Here is a 16,397-nt window from a genome sequence, read left to right on the forward strand (position 1 = left end):
TACCTCAACTATTAAAGAACTGTACGTTCAGCAAACGCTGTTTTAACAGATAGTTTTGCAGAAGCAAGTCTAAATGCTTCACGAGCAACAGATTCAGTGACACCTTCAATTTCAAAAAGCACACGACCTGGTTGAACTTTCGCTACCCAATACTCAACGTTACCTTTACCACTACCCATTCGAACTTCTAATGGTTTACCAGTAATTGGAACATCCGGGAATACACGAATATAAACTTTACCACCACGACGAATATAACGAGTAATCGCACGACGAGCTGCTTCGATCTCACGAGCATTAATGCGACCATTTTCAGTAGATTTTAAGCCAAATTCGCCAAAATCAACTTTATTACCTGCTGCCGCAACGCCTCGGTTACGACCTTTACGCATTTTTCTAAATTTAGTACGTTTTGGTTGCAACATGATTACTCACCTTTCCTTCTTCTGTTTCGCTTTTTAGGTGCCGCTTGCTCTTCTTCAACTGCGAGGTAATCAAAAACCTCACCTTTGTAGATCCAAACTTTAATACCTAAAATACCATAAGTTGTTAATGCTTCTGCTGTACCGTAATCAATATCTGCACGGAATGTATGTAATGGCACTCGACCTTCACGATACCACTCAGCACGAGCGATTTCCGCTCCATTTAAACGTCCAGAAACGTTTACACGGATACCTTCAGCACCAAGACGCATAGTATTAGTAACTGCACGACGCATTGCTCTTCTAAACATTACACGGCGCTCTAACTGCTGTGCAATTCCTTCAGCCACTAAATATGCATCAAGCTCAGGCTTTCTAACTTCCTGGATAGATACATGAACAGGGCAACCCATGATTTCAGAAAGCTCTTTACGTAAAACTTCAATATCTTCGCCCTTCTTACCAATAACAACACCTGGTCTAGCTGTATGAATAACAACTTGAGCAGATTTTGATGGACGACTGATATGAATTTTAGAAACAGCAGCTCCTGCTAATTTCTTTCTTAAATATTCTCTAACTCTAAAGTCAGACTCTACGAACTCAGGGAAAGTCTTAGAATCCGCGTACCAACGCGAATTCCAGTCTTTTGAGATCCCTAAGCGTATACCAGTTGGATTTACTTTTTGACCCATTTTGACTTACTCCTATTAAGCTTCAGCTACGATTACAGTGATATGACTGGTCTTCTTAAGGATACGGTCACCACGGCCTTTAGCACGTGGACGCATTCTTTTGAGAAGAGGACCTTCGTCAACCATAATTGTCTTAACAAAGAGGCTGTCGATATCTGCACCAAAATTATTCTCAGCATTCTGCATTGAAGATTCCAATACTTTAAGAATAAGATCCGCTGCTTTTTTATCACTAAATTGTAATAAAGTAACCGCACGATCTACAGGCAACCCACGTACCTGATCTGCTACTAAGCGCGCTTTCTGAGGAGAAATTCGCGCATGGCGATGTACTGCTCTACTTTCCATGTTTTATCCCCTTATTAACGTGCTTTTTTATCTGCAGCATGACCGCGATAAGTACGAGTGAGTGCAAACTCACCTAACTTATGACCAATCATATTCTCAGTGATTAAAATCGGCACATGAATTTTCCCGTTATGTACGGCAATTGTAAGTCCAATCATTTCTGGAAGGATCATTGAGCGGCGTGACCATGTCTTAATAGGACGGCGGTTATTTGACGCAACTGCTTCATCTACTTTCTTTTGTAGATGATGATCGATAAATGGACCTTTCTTTATAGAACGTGGCATATTTTACCCTTTATTCGATATTATTATTTAGTACGACGACGAACAATATATTGTGTTGTGCGCTTATTCGTACGTGTTCTGTATCCCTTAGTAGGCTGACCCCAAGGAGTAACTGGATGTCTACCACCCTTCGTACGTCCTTCACCACCACCGTGTGGATGGTCTACCGGGTTCATCGCTGCTCCACGAGTTTGAGGTCTAACACCTGCCCAACGTTTCGCACCAGCTTTACCTAACACTCTAAGACTATGCTCACCATTACTCACAACACCAATAGTTGCTTTACAGTCAGAAAGAACCTTACGAATCTCTCCTGAACGCAATCTTAAAGTTGAGTACTCACCTTCTTTCGCAATAAGTTGAACTGAAGTACCAGCAGAACGTGCGATTTGCGCACCTTTACCTGGCTTCATCTCAACGCAATGAACTGTTGTACCAATTGGAATATTACGAAGTGGAAGTGAGTTACCTGCTTTGATAGGCGCATTAGAACCTGCAAATAACACATCACCAACTTCAACTTTCTGTGGCGCAATGATGTAGCGACGCTCACCATCAACATAGCAGAGAAGTGCAATATGAGCTGTACGATTTGGATCGTACTCGATACGCTCAACTTTCGCAGGAATATTCTCTTTATTACGTTTAAAATCAATCAAACGATAATGTTGTTTATGACCACCACCACGATGACGAGATGTAATACGTCCATCATTGTTACGTCCACCTGTTCTATGCTGCCCTTCTACTAATGGAGCATAAGGTTTACCCTTATGAAGTCCTGGGGTAACAATTTGAATTAGTGAGCGACGACCTGGTGAAGTTGGCTTTGCTTTTTTTATACTCATTACATATCACCTAAAAAATCAATTTCATCTTCCCCATCAGCAAGTGTTACGTAAGCTTTTTTCCAATCTTGCTTAACACCTATGTGACGCCCAAATGATCTGCGCTTACCATTTTGGTTAAGCACTGTAACTTTCTCTACTTTGCGGCCAAACATTAATTCAACTGCATCTGCAATCTCTTTTTTGTTCGCATCTTTTAATACACGGAAAGTTACTTCTCTATTTAACTCTTCTTGGCGCGCTGTTTTTTCAGACGCATGAGGAGCAATGATCACTTTCATTAATCTTTCTTTAACATCTAGAATCATGCTAATAACTCCTTAACTGACTCAAGCGCTTGTTTAGTCATGATAACTTTATCAAAACCTACAAGGCTTACTGGATCAATTGCTTCAACATCCAATAGAAGAACATGCGGTACGTTTCTAGCACTTAAATACAACGGAAAATCAACCGCTTCAGTTACTAATAAAACACTTTCGTTTTGAACGTTTAAACCCGCTAACTTCGCAATAAACTCTTTAGTTTTTGGCTCAGTCATTGTGAATTCTTCAACAAGCACCAATCTTTCACTTCTGATTAACTCAGAAAGAATATTAAGCATTGCCGCTTTATACATTTTTTTATTTACTTTCTGGCTCCAGTTTTGTGGTTTCGCAGCAAATGTTACACCACCACCTCTCCAGATTGGGTTACGCTTACTACCTACACGAGCGCGACCTGTACCTTTTTGTCTCCAAGGTTTCGCAGTACTTCCAGCAACTTCTGCACGCGTTTTTTGCGCACGAGTACCAGCTCTACCACCTGCTTGATATGCAGTTACAACTTGATGCACTAATGCTTCGTTAAAGTCACGAGCAAACAATGCGTCTTCTAATTCTAGTGGAGATCCGCCAATTACTTGAATTTCCATTACGCCTTACCTCTTTTCACTTTGATTGCAGGAGACACAACAACACTCGACCCCTTAGATCCTGGGACAGCACCTTTAATGAGAAGTAAGCTACGATCCGTATCTACCCCAACAATTTCAAGATTTTGCGCTGTTCTACGAACCGCTCCCATGTGTCCTGACATTTTCTTGCCTTTAAAAACACGACCTGGATCTTGACATTGCCCGATAGAACCTGGAACACGATGCGATAATGAGTTACCGTGCGTATTTCTTTGACCAGCAAAGTTATGACGCTTGATCGTACCTGCAAATCCTTTACCTTGTGTAATACCTGAAACATCAACTTTTTGACCTGCTTCAAATAGCTCTACAGTAATTTTTTGTGCAACTTCAAATTCAGCTTCTTGAGCTGCGCTAACACGGAACTCCCAAAGTGAACGTGCAGAAGTGATCCCTGCTTTCGCAAAATGACCATCTAAGGCTTTTTTCTTTTTACTTGAATACTGTGGACCATGAGCTACTTGAATAGCACTGTAACCATCAATACTTTCTGTTTTGATTTGGGCAATTTCATTGTTTTCGATTTGCACAACAGTCACTGCTAATGAGCGACCATCTTCACCAAAAACTCTACTCATCCCGAGTTTTTTTCCGATTAATCCTACTGCCATTTTAATAACCTCAATAAATAATAATAAAAACGAGAGGAAGGCTGGCGACCTTCATCGCGAACAAATCCGTTGATTAGTCTAAACGAATTTGCACATCAACACCAGCAGCCAAGTCTAACTTCATTAAAGCGTCGACTGTTTTGTCTGTTGGGTTAACGATATCCATAAGACGCTTATGAGTTCTTAATTCATACTGATCTCTAGCATCTTTATTAACATGCGGAGATGTTAATACTGTAAAAACTTCACGCTTAATTGGTAAAGGAATTGGACCTTTTACCTGTGCACCAGTGCGTTTTGCTGTTTCAACAATTTCTTTCGCTGACTGATCAATTAAACGATAGTCAAAAGCTTTTAAGCGAATTCTAATTCTCTGATTATCCATACTACTCTCATTTAAAAATCCTAGACCCAAAGGGCCTAGGAAAAAAATTAATTATGCAATAACTTTAGCTACAACGCCCGCACCAACAGTACGACCACCTTCACGAATTGCAAAACGTAAACCTTCGTCCATTGCGATTGGGTTGATTAACTCAACAACCATTTTCACGTTATCACCAGGCATAACCATTTCCACGCCCTCAGGAAGCTCACAAGCACCTGTTACGTCTGTAGTACGGAAATAGAATTGTGGACGATAACCTTTAAAGAATGGAGTATGACGTCCACCTTCTTCTTTAGAAAGAACGTAAACTTCTGCTTCGAATTTTGTATGTGGCTTAATTGAACCTGGTTTTGCTAATACTTGACCACGCTCTACATCTTCACGCTTAGTTCCACGAAGAAGAACACCTACGTTATCTCCTGCTTCACCGCGATCAAGAAGTTTACGGAACATCTCAACACCAGTACAAGTTGTTTTAGTTGTTGGACGAATCCCTACGATTTCAAGCTCTTCACCAGTCTTAACAATACCAGACTCGATACGACCAGTTACAACCGTACCACGACCTGAGATTGAGAACACATCTTCGATAGGCATTAAGAAAGCTTTATCGATTTCACGCTCTGGCTGTGGAATCCATGAATCTAATGCATCAAGAAGTTTTTTAATAGCTGGAACACCAATATCTGACTCATCGCCTTCAATTGCTTTAAGCGCTGAACCAACAATAACTGGGGTATCATCACCAGGGAACTCATAAGCATCTAAAAGCTCACGAACTTCCATTTCTACTAATTCAATCAATTCTTCATCATCAACCATATCTGCTTTATTTAAGAAAACAACAATATATGGAACACCAACTTGGCGTGATAAAAGGATATGCTCACGTGTTTGTGGCATAGGACCATCAGCTGCCGAACAAACAAGAATAGCGCCGTCCATTTGTGCAGCACCTGTGATCATGTTTTTCACATAGTCAGCATGCCCTGGGCAGTCTACGTGTGCGTAGTGACGGTTTGGAGATTCATACTCAACGTGTGAAGTAGAGATAGTAATACCACGTTCTCTTTCTTCTGGTGCGTTATCAATTTGATCGTATGCACGAACGTTCCCACCAACAGCCTCGTTACCTACTTTAGTTAAAGCAGCTGTTAAAGTTGTTTTACCATGGTCAACGTGCCCAATTGTACCGACGTTTACGTGCGGTTTGCTACGGCTAAAAGTTTCCTTTGACATATTTCTTAATACCCCAATTTTTTAAAGAGCTAAAAACAAGCTCTACATTATAGAGCTTGTCTATTAGATTGCAAACATTTTATTCCAAATCAAACGTTTTTTATTTAATCTGCTTTGTTTGCGTTAATAATTGACTCAGCAACGTTATTTGGAGCTTGGCTATATTTCAAGAACTCCATTGAATATGTTGCACGGCCTTGTGTTGATGAGCGTAATGCTGTTGCATAACCAAACATTTCCGATAACGGAACTTCAGCTCGGATAACTTTCGATCCAAACGCATCATCAATACCCTGAAGATTTCCACGACGACGGTTAAGGTCACCCATAACATCACCCATATAATCTTCAGGAGTTTCAACTTCTACTTTCATTACTGGCTCAAGCAATACTGGACCTGCTTTCTGAACACCTGATTTGAAACCCATAGATCCTGCGATTTTAAACGCCATCTCACTCGAGTCAACATCATGGTATGAACCATCATAAAGTGTTACTTTAACATCTTCGATTGGGTAACCTGCGATTACACCATTCGCCATCTGCTCTTGAACACCACGGTCAACCGCTGGAATATATTCTCTTGGAACAACACCACCAACGATTTGATCAATAAACTCATAACCCTTACCAATCTCTTGCGGCTCAATACGAAGCCATACATGACCAAACTGACCACGACCACCAGACTGACGAACGAATTTACCTTCAACTTCAACTGGCTTAGTGATTGTTTCACGGTAAGCAACCTGAGGAGCACCAACGCCACACTCAACTTTAAACTCACGCTTCAAACGATCCACAATGATATCTAAGTGAAGCTCACCCATACCACCGATAATTGTTTGACCAGACTCTTCATCTGTACGTACACGGAAAGATGGATCTTCCTGTGCAAGACGTGAAAGCGCCATACCCATTTTTTCTTGGTCAGCTTTTGTTTTTGGTTCAATTGCAACAAAAATTACTGGCTCTGGGAACTCCATACGCTCAAGAGTAATTTGATCTTTTTGATCACAAAGAGTATCACCCGTTGTTACATCTTTAAGACCAACCATTGCAATAATATCACCTGCACGCGCCTCATCAATTTCTTCACGAGAATTTGAATGCATTGCAAGTAAACGACCTACACGCTCACGCTTACCTTTAACAGGATTATAAACATGATCACCTGACTTAATCACACCTGAATACAAACGAACAAATGTTAAGTTACCCACAAATGGGTCATTTGCCAATTTAAACGCAAGCGCCGAGAAAGGCTCATCATCTGAAGAAAGACGAACACCCGCCTCCCCATCAGGAAGCACACCAGCAATTGGCTTAACTTCAACAGGAGATGGAAGGTAGTAAATAACGTCATCTAAAAGTGCTTGAACACCTTTATTTTTGAACGCAGTACCACAGCAAACTGGAACCATCTCAGAAGCCAATGTACGAGCACGAATTCCTGCACGAACCTCTTCAATCGTCAATTCACCTTCTTCAAGATACTTATCCATTAACTCTTCACTTGATTCAGCCGCAGCCTCAACCATTTGTGAACGATAATTTTCAGCATCATCTAAAAGATCTGCAGGGATTTCACGCTCTTCGAACGTCATTCCCATATCTTCTTCATTCCAGTAGATTGCCTTCATTGTTACTAAGTCAATCACACCTTCAAACTTATCTTCCGCACCAATTGGAATTTGAATCGGCACAGCATTTGCGCGTAAGCGCTCTTTCATTTGCTCTACAACACGGAAGAAATCCGCGCCAGTACGGTCCATTTTATTTACAAACGCAATTCTTGGAACTGCATATTTGTTTGCTTGACGCCATACAGTTTCAGATTGTGGCTGAACACCACCAACTGAACAGTAAACCATTACCGCACCATCGAGAACACGCATAGAACGCTCTACTTCAATTGTAAAGTCTACGTGTCCTGGTGTGTCGATAAGGTTAATTCTATGCTCAGGAAACTGTTGCTTCATTCCTGACCAAGAACAAGTTGTCGCTGCAGATGTGATAGTAATACCACGCTCCTGCTCCTGCGCCATCCAGTCCATTGTTGCAGTACCATCATGAGTTTCCCCAATACGATGACTTTTACCAGTATAGAATAAAATACGCTCTGAAGTCGTTGTTTTACCCGCATCGATGTGAGCACTGATACCAATATTACGGTATCGTTCAATAGGCATAGTTCGAGCCATAATAAATCCTTTTTAAAATCTTGATTTCTTTAAACAACAAATGCGGTGTCTCAAATAATATGAGCACCGCAATTGCATGAACAAATTCTATAAACTTCCTACCAACGGAAATGTGAGAACGCTTTGTTCGCTTCTGCCATACGGTGCATATCTTCTCTTTTTCTTACAGCTGCACCACGGTTTTCAAGCGCATCTAAGATCTCAGCACCCATACGGCGCGTCATTGATTTCTCAGAACGTTTTCTTGCCGCATCAACGATCCAACGCATAGCAAGTGCATCACGTCGTGTTGCACGCACTTCTACTGGAACTTGATACGTAGCACCACCAACACGTCTCGATTTAACTTCAACTTTTGGTCGAACATTATCTAAAGCCTGCTCTAAAGCTTCTACAGGATTTTCGTGACCTTTTTCTTTAACGATGTCTAACGCACCATACATGATACGCTCAGCAATCGATTTCTTACCAGAAATCATTACCATATTAATAAACTTCGCAAGCATTACATCGCCATAAATTGCATCTGGCAAAATCTCGCGTTTTGGGACTTCTCTTCTTCTAGACATGAGATACTCTCAACAAATACTAAATCCAATCGAACCAAAAAACCTATTTAGGCTTCTTAGCACCATATTTTGAACGACCTTTACGGCGTTTATCAACACCTTGTGAGTCCAACGCACCACGTACAACGTGATAACGAACCCCTGGAAGGTCTTTCACTCTACCACCACGAACCAATACAACACTATGCTCTTGTAAGTTATGACCTTCACCACCGATGTAGCTAGATACTTCATATCCGTTAGTTAAACGAACACGACATACTTTACGCATAGCAGAGTTAGGCTTCTTAGGTGTTGCTGTATAAACCCTTGTGCACACTCCACGACGTTGAGGAGAACCCTCAAGTGCAGGAACGTCAGATTTATCAGCTTTCGTTCCGCGCGGACGGCGGATCAACTGATTAACTGTTACCATTAAATCTAAATCCTTGCTTAAAACATGAGTTACAAAAAATAACAATATACCCCTAGTGATTCTAGGGGATACGAAATATTATAATTAATAGCGTTTCCTGTCAACTATTGATACAGGTTAATTTTACCTCGCCTCGCAAATGCAACAAGCTTCAAATTCATCTCTCTTGCCAAATCTATCGCCATAACGGTTGGGGCAGACATCGCCACCAAAAGCCCGACTCTACTGGAAACTACTTTTTGCACCATCTCAAAAGAAGCCCTAGAAGTTGTTAATATAAATCCTTTTGATGGATCTATATTTTTTCGTAGCATCATTCCAATTAATTTATCAAGCGCCACATGCCTACCGACATCTTCTTTAGAAAACAATATCTCCCCATTCAAATTCACAAAAAATGTTGCATGCGCCCCACCCGTACTACGATTCATTAGCTGATGATCTTCAGCAAACTCTAATGCTAGCTCAATTGCTTTTTCATTAATCACAAACTCAGAATCTATTTTCTCTTGAACCCGGATAACACTCGCTAATGAATCAAGACCACAAATACCACACCCTGCCCGAGCACTCATCTGCCTCTGCCTACTCTTAATTAATTGCACACAATATTCGGGAACTTCAACAAACACCTCAACACCATTGGATTTCCAATCGAGTTTTATAGAGATAATATCATCACAATTTCTGACTATTCCTTCCGTAAAAGAAAATCCATACACAAAGTCTACAAGATTCATCGGCGTACACATAATCACCACATGAGGATATCCGTTGTAGATTAATGCCACCGGCATTTCTAGCAAAACATCATCCTGAATAAACTCCCAAGATTGATTTTGATAACGCAATAGATTTACTTTTTTGCAAAATTCATACCCATCCATATCTTTTTCGTAATGATCCATTCAAGCTCCCTAGACACACTCATACTTAAACACTTTAATTACAAGAAACTATACACTTAAAGTCTTATCGCACCAACAGATCCACAGACAAAACAAACAGCCTAATGCTCACTACTAATTTAATATAGAGTTATTTTATGAGCCTCAGTAGCCCTCTGACATCCCAATCTCCAACCATCAACAGGCTCAAAAACCTCACTCTGCAACGGGCAATCTAAATGCTTCTTAGACTCCCATAAATAATCTTTACCCCAAACAACTGAGCCATCCCATTTCGTAGCGAGTAACCGACTATTACCATTCACTTCCAGCCTTATAATTGCCTTGTAAGGATCCACCACTAAAACCTCATATAAATCAAATTCAACCGCCAGCCTCATCAACCTCTCTGCGCGACCAAAACCAACCCCATCTGATAATTTAGGATAAAAATCCACCACGACCTCTTTCACTCCAAGCTCATCATCTTCACGCAGAAGATACAACCCTCTTTCACCCCAATAGTCGGCTAATAATGTTTGTGCCAGAAAACCCATATTATTTAAGAAAACAGGAACCTCCTGATCAATAGGCAACAACCATAATTCATCTCTCTTGAAAAATAGAAAGCCATCTGGAGAGGCGTTTTGCAAAACAATTAACCCCCCTTCCCCTTCACGCCAATCAAACTCCATATCCCCGATAAAATATAAGTATTGATCTCCTTCGTAAAAAACATCTACTTCAATGCCTTCAGATCCCCGCCCTACTTCCCAATCACTGACCCTCAAACTCAATGCCGGAGATAACTTCTCTAAAACATATAATGCGTAAATACTTTTTTTAGAATCAGACAAATCATCAACCACCTGAAACCCCAACAATTGGCGAGAACTCCCTCTTAGACAAGCTTCTGATAATTTGCGACCCCGTATCTCATCGCCTACTAAATCTCGCCATTCCCCCACACTAAACACACGACAGTTATCTTCCACTCCTATAACATCCCAACTAATCTCCGTACCAGGATCTCTAATCGGCTGCCTCAGAGCATTATTATATTGCACATACTCTCCCCAAACAGATCGTTGCATTCCCTCTTGCAATATATAGCGACTAATAGCGATCTTCATCGACAGCAAGATAGCTACCCCCAAGAAAAACACCACCAATAATCCAAGTAAAGTACTACCATTCTCCTCCCCTCGTTTCATGACTCAAGCCTTATCAACAGATGCCGATAAATAACCGCATCCGTATTTTCAACATTTCGATAATAGCCTTCCCTCTCCACTAGATTAGTTTCTTTTGATTTTGTAGATGTTCTTGCACCTAACAAGTGTAGCGACAACACCCCATTACTTTGTAAATCTACCTTCAAATCGATAATATCTGGCATCCTCAAAAACACCTGCCCATCCAAAGCATCCACCACCAAACTCGCCTTACCTGCTTGCAGTTGCACATAGAAAAAATATTCTTGGACAATATAAATATGTAAATGCTCTAAATTGAAACTGCCCAATAGATTCTTATAATCTTTAGCTGTCAACTCAAATCCTGAACTACCCCTTTGCGAGCGTAGCACCATACTCGAATGACAATCCGTAATATAGAAAACCAAATTCCGAACACCTATTAAATTAGAAGTAGTAGTTTCCTCAACAAATCGACCCTTCAAGTTCAAATCTGTCGGCAACAACCCAACTACCTGAACGATATCTGAACCTAACACAACTCCTGTCACATTCTTTCTAGGCGTTGGCGCATATCTCCCAACACCCGATCCTCGCAGATTGCTCATATCCAAAACCGCTTCTCGATCCTCAATCCTAGATTTCGATACTTGAATAGATTGCTGTAAATAATCTCTATATAGAGGACTAACGCCCTCACCAATCAACATTTCCGAATAAAAGGGTAGTAATTCTGTGCAATAAGGTACAAATTGTAATTTCTGAAATTCCTTTCGGAAAAAATCTTCTGCTTCATGCATTACTTCTAATATTTCAATCTTGCCTTTTACTTCTTCACTACTCTCCACCAATCGCGCCATAATAGAAGTAATCCCTATCATCAATAGAGAAAGTATCGCCAAAGCAACCAACACTCCCATCAATCCCTGCCCTGACTCTATCGATCCACTTCTCATCATTTGCATCAATTACTCCCACTCATTAATTCATAAGCAGATTTATCTCGTTCATACAGATTCAAGCGAGATACCCTCTCCTCACTCCTCCTCTCAACCTCAAGAATCATCAAGTGATAATCCGCCACTGATCTGTTGATCATCATGATCAATAGCAACAAAAGCACTAGCGCTAGCATGACTTCAAGCAAAGCACCTCCATTTTCATTTTTTTCAGCCATATACATAACATCCTAATACCACCAACAGATCCCGCTTTCCGCTCTCCATCCTAAAACCCTTAAAACACTCAAAACCACCTTCATAAAACTAGTATAGAAATCACCTAGAATGGAAACATCTCCCAATTACAAAGAAGTCCTTCTTAAAACATAGCGCTTAGGATATAATCGTTTGTGGGGTTTTTAACAGATTTCCTCTCGGAAATATCTTGACTATTTTTTAGATAGGCATTAAGATTACCCCTCTTAAACCCGACCGTTTTGTAGTCCCCTCTCAAATGGCTGGTTTGATCGAATATTTTAAAATTTATTAATTTATGCGGAGCATTCAGCAATTATGTATGCAGTAATTAGAACGGGCGGTAAACAATATCGCGTTGCGGAAGGTCAAATCCTCCGTATTGAGAAAATCGAAGGTGCAGAAGAAGGTTCAAACATCGAATTAAATGATGTTCTTCTTGTAAGTGCAGATGGTAATGTAACTGTAGGTACCCCAGTGGTTGCAGGTGCGAAAGTAACTGCGGAAGTTAAAAAACAAGGTCGTACTCGTAAGATCGACATTATTAAATTCCGTCGTCGTAAGCACTATCGTCATCACGCAGGTCATCGCCAGCATTTTACAGAAATCAAAATCACTGGCATCAACGCTTAATTAACTTAGAGGTACTTAAACTATGGCACAGAAGAAAGGTGTTGGTTCGAGCCGTAACGGTCGTGACTCAGAAAGTAAACGTCTTGGAGTAAAGCGTTTTGGTGGTGAGCTTGTAACAGCCGGTTCAATCATTGTTCGTCAACGTGGTACACGTTTTCACGCAGGATTAAACGTAGGTATTGGTAAAGATCACACATTATTTGCTAAAACTGACGGTCACGTATCATTTGAAACCAAAGGTTTAGGCAAGCGTAAATATGTAAGCATCGATCCAGTTGCTTAATATATCGCACTAAACAGTCATGAAAGCTCCACTTTTTTAAACGTGGAGCTTTTTTATTTCCTCTCTTTAAATTTTGAGGTAAGAAAATGAAATTTATTGATGAAGCAAAAATTGTTGTGATTGCCGGTAATGGCGGTCATGGCTGTGTGAGCTTTAGACGTGAAAAATTTATTCCTTTCGGTGGTCCCGATGGGGGTGATGGCGGTGATGGTGGATCAGTCTATCTCATTGCAACCAAAGCATTAAACACTTTGATGACTTATCGCTACACCAGAACTTATACCGCAGAGCGTGGTGAAGATGGTGCTGGCTCAAATAGAACCGGTAAAGATGGTAATGATTTATATCTTGAAGTTCCTTTAGGAACACAAGTATTCGACAACACAACTAATGAATTTATTGCTGACCTTACAGAAGAAGGTCAAACAGTAAAAGTTGCACAAGGTGGATTCCATGGCCTTGGAAATACGCGTTATAAAACTTCGACAAACCGAGCTCCTAGACAACATAAACCAGGGTCAGAAGGCGATGAGCGTGAATTACGCTTAGAGCTTAAAGTTATGGCAGATGTCGGGCTTTTAGGATTACCAAATGCCGGAAAATCTACTTTAATCCGCGCCATTTCTGCGGCAAGACCAAAAGTGGCTGATTACCCATTTACGACGCTTGTTCCTAGTCTTGGCGTTGTAGATATTGACTCACTACGAAGCTTTGTAGTTGCAGATATTCCTGGTCTTATTGAAGGGGCTTCTGACGGTATCGGTCTTGGTCATCAGTTCTTAAAGCATTTAACGAGAACTTCAATTTTATTACATATTGTAGATATTTCTCCTTCTAGCGATTCACAAGATCCTGTAGAAGATTATTTTACAATTTTAGAAGAACTCAAAAAATATAGCGAAGAACTTCACAACAAACCTCGCTGGTTAGTAATTAATAAGATTGACCTTATTCCTGAAGAAGAACGCCAAGAAACCATTGATAACTTCTTAACGGCGATTAATTGGGATAAAAATACCCCACATTTCGCAGTTTCTGCAATCTCTAAACTCCATACTCGTGAAATGTGTTACGACATTATGGACGAAATCGACAAAGAACGTGCAGATGAAGTCAGTGAGTATGATGAAAAAGCTAAAAAAGCGATTCAGAAAGAGATTGATAAACTTCTCACTGAAGAAGAGTATTACGCAATGATGAATGAAGAGAAATAGGTAGTTCCAATAGCTTCATGGTTCCGCTCCTCTCATAAAGTCTAAAAGCGTTAAGCAATATTCAGAGACAAATGATACTCATCAATATCTCAACTTCAATACAAAAACAGATACACTAAATACAAAAATCCCGAAATATTACTATTTCGGGATTTTTTATATCTGATTTATTTTTAAATCATTTATTTTCAAATTTATTACAGAAGCTATTTTAGAATCTATTTACGTTTTACTGGCGGTAAATCCGTACAAGCGCCTAAAATATTTTCCGCTGCCATTCCTACTGATTCAATCAATGTCGGATGAGGATGAATGGTATGACCGATATCGATACTATCTGCACCCATTTCAACTGCTAAACAGATTTCCCCAATCAAATCTCCAGCATGAATTCCGACAACCGCACCACCGAGAATCACTTTTGTTTCTGGATCATAGAGAAGCTTCGTAAAGCCTTCATCTCTGCCATTCGCAATCGCTTTCCCACTTGCTGCCCACGGGAATACTGATACTTCATACGGAATACCTTTCGCTTTTGCTTCCGTTTCCGTAAGCCCTGCCCAAGCAATTTCAGGATCTGTATATGCAACCGATGGCACAAATTTCGCATCAAAGAAGCTCTTCTGCCCTGCACATACTTCTGCGGCAACATGACCTTCATGAACCGCTTTATGCGCAAGCATTGGCTGACCAACAATATCTCCAATCGCAAAAATATTAGAAACGTTGGTTCGCATCTGCTTATCCACAGAGATAAACCCACGCTCATCTACCGAAACGCCGGCATTTTCTGCAACTAAAGTTAAACCATTTGGCTTACGACCTACTGCTACCAATACACGATCAAATAGCATTGGTTCACTTGGTGCATTCGCGCCTTCAAATGTCACCTCAATGCCAGCATCCGTTGCTTTTGCACCTGTCACAGCTGTTTTTAACATAACTTTATGGAAACGATCTTTATTGTATTTTTCAAATACTTTTACAAGATCACGATCTGCTCCCGGCACTAAACCATCTGCAAATTCTGCAATAGTGATTTCACTACCTAATGTGGAATAAACCGTCGCCATTTCCAGACCGATAATGCCACCACCAATAACAAGAAGCTTTTTCGGAATATCTTGAAGCTCAAGCGCACCCGTTGAATCCATGACACGAGGATCTTCCGGCATAAATGGTAAGTTTACAACTGATGAACCTGCCGCAATAATCGCTTTATTAAAGCTAATTGTACGCTCGCCACCTTTTGTAAGTTTTACTTCAAGATGATGATCGTTTTTGAAAGTTGCAAAACCTTCCACAACCTCAACCTTACGCATTTTAGCCATTCCTGCTAAACCGCCGGTTAATTTACCGATAACAGATTCTTTAAAGCCTCTGAGCTTATCAATATCGATCTTCGGCGCATCATAAGTAACACCGATATCTGCAAATGATTTTGCACTTTCCATCACATCAACCACGTGAAGAAGTGCTTTTGAAGGAATACATCCCACATTTAAACAAACGCCACCAATTGTTGGGTAACGCTCCACCAAAATCACTTTTAAGCCTAAATCCGCTGCTCTAAATGCCGCAGAATAGCCACCAGGACCACCGCCGATCACAACTAAATCACAATCTGCATCCACAATAGGAGCTGATTCAGAAATAGATGCCGATGCCTTTGCCGGCTGAGCTACTTGCGCTTGAGAAGTCGCTTTTGGTGCTTCCGCTACTTTAACTGCCTCTGCCACTGGCTTTTCCGCATCCGCAGACACTTCAAGCTTTGCAAATACCGCACCTTCACTAATCGCATCGCCCACAGATACTAAGATTTCTGTGATAATACCTGCTTTCTCCGCCGGCACATCCATCGATGCTTTATCTGACTCAAGCGTTAACAATGTTTCATCAACCGCAACGGTATCGCCAACATTCACATGAATTTCGATCACATCAACGCTATCGAAGTTTCCAATATCCGGAAGTTTTAAATCTACAATCATGACTTTCTCCTAT

Annotated in this window: 21 protein-coding genes; 3 read left to right on the top strand and 18 right to left on the bottom strand. The window is 40.7% G+C overall.

Annotated elements, in window-relative coordinates:
- Positions 1-11 precede the first annotated feature (11 nt).
- The 17 genes from rplP to ACYSN2_RS06090 all read right to left on the bottom strand — a co-directional run bounded on the left by rplP (position 12) and on the right by ACYSN2_RS06090 (position 12,244).
- Positions 12-425: a 50S ribosomal protein L16 gene (gene rplP, locus ACYSN2_RS06010; RefSeq protein WP_461749349.1), complete on the bottom strand. Its 414-nt coding sequence runs from the start codon at positions 423-425 to the stop codon at positions 12-14.
- Between the two features lie 2 nt (positions 426-427).
- On the bottom strand, positions 428-1,120 hold the full coding sequence (gene rpsC, locus ACYSN2_RS06015; protein ID WP_461749350.1) for a 30S ribosomal protein S3: 693 nt from the start codon (positions 1,118-1,120) through the stop codon (positions 428-430).
- A 15-nt stretch (positions 1,121-1,135) separates the two neighbouring features.
- Positions 1,136-1,468 (bottom strand): 50S ribosomal protein L22, encoded by a 333-nt coding sequence (rplV, locus tag ACYSN2_RS06020; protein WP_461749351.1) that lies wholly within the window; start codon positions 1,466-1,468, stop codon positions 1,136-1,138.
- Between the two features lie 14 nt (positions 1,469-1,482).
- Complete coding sequence (gene rpsS, locus ACYSN2_RS06025) at positions 1,483-1,755, bottom strand: 30S ribosomal protein S19 (RefSeq protein WP_026878334.1); 273 nt, start codon at positions 1,753-1,755, stop codon at positions 1,483-1,485.
- Between the two features lie 23 nt (positions 1,756-1,778).
- Positions 1,779-2,603, bottom strand: a complete 825-nt coding sequence (rplB, locus tag ACYSN2_RS06030; RefSeq protein WP_461749352.1) for a 50S ribosomal protein L2 — start codon at positions 2,601-2,603, stop codon at positions 1,779-1,781.
- The gene (rplW, locus tag ACYSN2_RS06035; protein WP_461749353.1) at positions 2,603-2,911 is read right to left on the bottom strand and encodes a 50S ribosomal protein L23; all 309 of its coding nucleotides are present in this window, start codon (positions 2,909-2,911) and stop codon (positions 2,603-2,605) included. Before rplW ends, rplB begins: the two co-directional genes overlap by 1 nt.
- The gene (gene rplD, locus ACYSN2_RS06040; protein ID WP_461749354.1) at positions 2,908-3,516 is read right to left on the bottom strand and encodes a 50S ribosomal protein L4; all 609 of its coding nucleotides are present in this window, start codon (positions 3,514-3,516) and stop codon (positions 2,908-2,910) included. Before rplD ends, rplW begins: the two co-directional genes overlap by 4 nt.
- Positions 3,516-4,169 (bottom strand): 50S ribosomal protein L3, encoded by a 654-nt coding sequence (gene rplC, locus ACYSN2_RS06045; RefSeq protein ID WP_461749355.1) that lies wholly within the window; start codon positions 4,167-4,169, stop codon positions 3,516-3,518. The genes rplD and rplC overlap by 1 nt, the downstream gene beginning before the upstream one ends.
- 73 nt (positions 4,170-4,242) lie before the next feature.
- Entirely contained in the window at positions 4,243-4,554 is a 312-nt protein-coding gene (gene rpsJ, locus ACYSN2_RS06050) for a 30S ribosomal protein S10 (protein ID WP_094566716.1), read from the bottom strand.
- Between the two features lie 51 nt (positions 4,555-4,605).
- A complete protein-coding gene (gene tuf / locus ACYSN2_RS06055; RefSeq protein WP_461749356.1) occupies positions 4,606-5,796 on the bottom strand; it encodes an elongation factor Tu in 1,191 nt (396 codons plus the stop codon).
- Positions 5,797-5,900: 104 nt separating this feature from the next.
- Entirely contained in the window at positions 5,901-8,000 is a 2,100-nt protein-coding gene (gene fusA / locus ACYSN2_RS06060) for an elongation factor G (RefSeq protein ID WP_461749357.1), read from the bottom strand.
- A 98-nt stretch (positions 8,001-8,098) separates the two neighbouring features.
- A complete protein-coding gene (rpsG, locus tag ACYSN2_RS06065; protein WP_461749358.1) occupies positions 8,099-8,569 on the bottom strand; it encodes a 30S ribosomal protein S7 in 471 nt (156 codons plus the stop codon).
- Positions 8,570-8,612: 43 nt separating this feature from the next.
- Positions 8,613-8,984: a 30S ribosomal protein S12 gene (rpsL, locus tag ACYSN2_RS06070; protein ID WP_242147429.1), complete on the bottom strand. Its 372-nt coding sequence runs from the start codon at positions 8,982-8,984 to the stop codon at positions 8,613-8,615.
- 104 nt (positions 8,985-9,088) lie between these two features.
- Positions 9,089-9,892: a formate dehydrogenase accessory sulfurtransferase FdhD gene (gene fdhD, locus ACYSN2_RS06075; RefSeq protein ID WP_461749359.1), complete on the bottom strand. Its 804-nt coding sequence runs from the start codon at positions 9,890-9,892 to the stop codon at positions 9,089-9,091.
- A 119-nt stretch (positions 9,893-10,011) separates the two neighbouring features.
- Positions 10,012-11,085 (bottom strand): hypothetical protein, encoded by a 1,074-nt coding sequence (locus tag ACYSN2_RS06080; RefSeq protein WP_461749360.1) that lies wholly within the window; start codon positions 11,083-11,085, stop codon positions 10,012-10,014.
- Positions 11,082-12,032, bottom strand: coding sequence for a PulJ/GspJ family protein (locus ACYSN2_RS06085; RefSeq protein WP_461749361.1), 951 nt, complete (start codon positions 12,030-12,032; stop codon positions 11,082-11,084). The genes ACYSN2_RS06080 and ACYSN2_RS06085 overlap by 4 nt, the downstream gene beginning before the upstream one ends.
- The gene (locus tag ACYSN2_RS06090) at positions 12,032-12,244 is read right to left on the bottom strand and encodes a hypothetical protein (RefSeq protein ID WP_461749362.1); all 213 of its coding nucleotides are present in this window, start codon (positions 12,242-12,244) and stop codon (positions 12,032-12,034) included. Before ACYSN2_RS06090 ends, ACYSN2_RS06085 begins: the two co-directional genes overlap by 1 nt.
- Before the next feature lie 337 nt (positions 12,245-12,581).
- Between ACYSN2_RS06090 and rplU the strand changes: the two genes are divergently transcribed.
- The 3 genes from rplU (at position 12,582) to cgtA (ending at position 14,393) form a co-directional block, all read left to right on the top strand.
- Positions 12,582-12,896, top strand: a complete 315-nt coding sequence (rplU, locus tag ACYSN2_RS06095) for a 50S ribosomal protein L21 (RefSeq protein WP_461749363.1) — start codon at positions 12,582-12,584, stop codon at positions 12,894-12,896.
- Between the two features lie 22 nt (positions 12,897-12,918).
- Positions 12,919-13,179, top strand: coding sequence for a 50S ribosomal protein L27 (rpmA, locus tag ACYSN2_RS06100; RefSeq protein WP_461749364.1), 261 nt, complete (start codon positions 12,919-12,921; stop codon positions 13,177-13,179).
- 86 nt (positions 13,180-13,265) lie between these two features.
- Positions 13,266-14,393, top strand: a complete 1,128-nt coding sequence (cgtA, locus tag ACYSN2_RS06105; RefSeq protein WP_461749365.1) for an Obg family GTPase CgtA — start codon at positions 13,266-13,268, stop codon at positions 14,391-14,393.
- Between the two features lie 218 nt (positions 14,394-14,611).
- On the opposite strand, the gene lpdA is transcribed toward cgtA, so the two are convergent.
- Positions 14,612-16,384: a dihydrolipoyl dehydrogenase gene (gene lpdA, locus ACYSN2_RS06110; protein ID WP_461749366.1), complete on the bottom strand. Its 1,773-nt coding sequence runs from the start codon at positions 16,382-16,384 to the stop codon at positions 14,612-14,614.
- Positions 16,385-16,397: the final 13 nt, after the last annotated feature.

This window comes from Ignatzschineria sp. LJL83, assembly GCF_054871845.1.

What these genes read in the sequence shown, in the direction of transcription:
- rpmA (WP_461749364.1), top strand. Translation starts at nt 12,919, where the DNA reads ATGGCACAGAAGAAAGGTGTTGGTTCGAGCCGTAACGGTCGTGACTCA.
- rplU (WP_461749363.1), top strand. Translation starts at nt 12,582, where the DNA reads ATGTATGCAGTAATTAGAACGGGCGGTAAACAATATCGCGTTGCGGAA.
- rpsG (WP_461749358.1), bottom strand. Translation starts at nt 8,569, where the DNA reads ATGTCTAGAAGAAGAGAAGTCCCAAAACGCGAGATTTTGCCAGATGCA.
- rplV (WP_461749351.1), bottom strand. Translation starts at nt 1,468, where the DNA reads ATGGAAAGTAGAGCAGTACATCGCCATGCGCGAATTTCTCCTCAGAAA.
- tuf (WP_461749356.1), bottom strand. Translation starts at nt 5,796, where the DNA reads ATGTCAAAGGAAACTTTTAGCCGTAGCAAACCGCACGTAAACGTCGGT.
- rplB (WP_461749352.1), bottom strand. Translation starts at nt 2,603, where the DNA reads ATGAGTATAAAAAAAGCAAAGCCAACTTCACCAGGTCGTCGCTCACTA.
- rplP (WP_461749349.1), bottom strand. Translation starts at nt 425, where the DNA reads ATGTTGCAACCAAAACGTACTAAATTTAGAAAAATGCGTAAAGGTCGT.
- fusA (WP_461749357.1), bottom strand. Translation starts at nt 8,000, where the DNA reads ATGGCTCGAACTATGCCTATTGAACGATACCGTAATATTGGTATCAGT.
- ACYSN2_RS06085 (WP_461749361.1), bottom strand. Translation starts at nt 12,032, where the DNA reads ATGCAAATGATGAGAAGTGGATCGATAGAGTCAGGGCAGGGATTGATG.
- lpdA (WP_461749366.1), bottom strand. Translation starts at nt 16,384, where the DNA reads ATGATTGTAGATTTAAAACTTCCGGATATTGGAAACTTCGATAGCGTT.
- ACYSN2_RS06090 (WP_461749362.1), bottom strand. Translation starts at nt 12,244, where the DNA reads ATGGCTGAAAAAAATGAAAATGGAGGTGCTTTGCTTGAAGTCATGCTA.
- rpsL (WP_242147429.1), bottom strand. Translation starts at nt 8,984, where the DNA reads ATGGTAACAGTTAATCAGTTGATCCGCCGTCCGCGCGGAACGAAAGCT.
- rplC (WP_461749355.1), bottom strand. Translation starts at nt 4,169, where the DNA reads ATGGCAGTAGGATTAATCGGAAAAAAACTCGGGATGAGTAGAGTTTTT.
- rpsJ (WP_094566716.1), bottom strand. Translation starts at nt 4,554, where the DNA reads ATGGATAATCAGAGAATTAGAATTCGCTTAAAAGCTTTTGACTATCGT.
- fdhD (WP_461749359.1), bottom strand. Translation starts at nt 9,892, where the DNA reads ATGGATCATTACGAAAAAGATATGGATGGGTATGAATTTTGCAAAAAA.
- ACYSN2_RS06080 (WP_461749360.1), bottom strand. Translation starts at nt 11,085, where the DNA reads ATGAAACGAGGGGAGGAGAATGGTAGTACTTTACTTGGATTATTGGTG.
- rplW (WP_461749353.1), bottom strand. Translation starts at nt 2,911, where the DNA reads ATGATTCTAGATGTTAAAGAAAGATTAATGAAAGTGATCATTGCTCCT.
- rpsC (WP_461749350.1), bottom strand. Translation starts at nt 1,120, where the DNA reads ATGGGTCAAAAAGTAAATCCAACTGGTATACGCTTAGGGATCTCAAAA.
- rplD (WP_461749354.1), bottom strand. Translation starts at nt 3,516, where the DNA reads ATGGAAATTCAAGTAATTGGCGGATCTCCACTAGAATTAGAAGACGCA.
- cgtA (WP_461749365.1), top strand. Translation starts at nt 13,266, where the DNA reads ATGAAATTTATTGATGAAGCAAAAATTGTTGTGATTGCCGGTAATGGC.
- rpsS (WP_026878334.1), bottom strand. Translation starts at nt 1,755, where the DNA reads ATGCCACGTTCTATAAAGAAAGGTCCATTTATCGATCATCATCTACAA.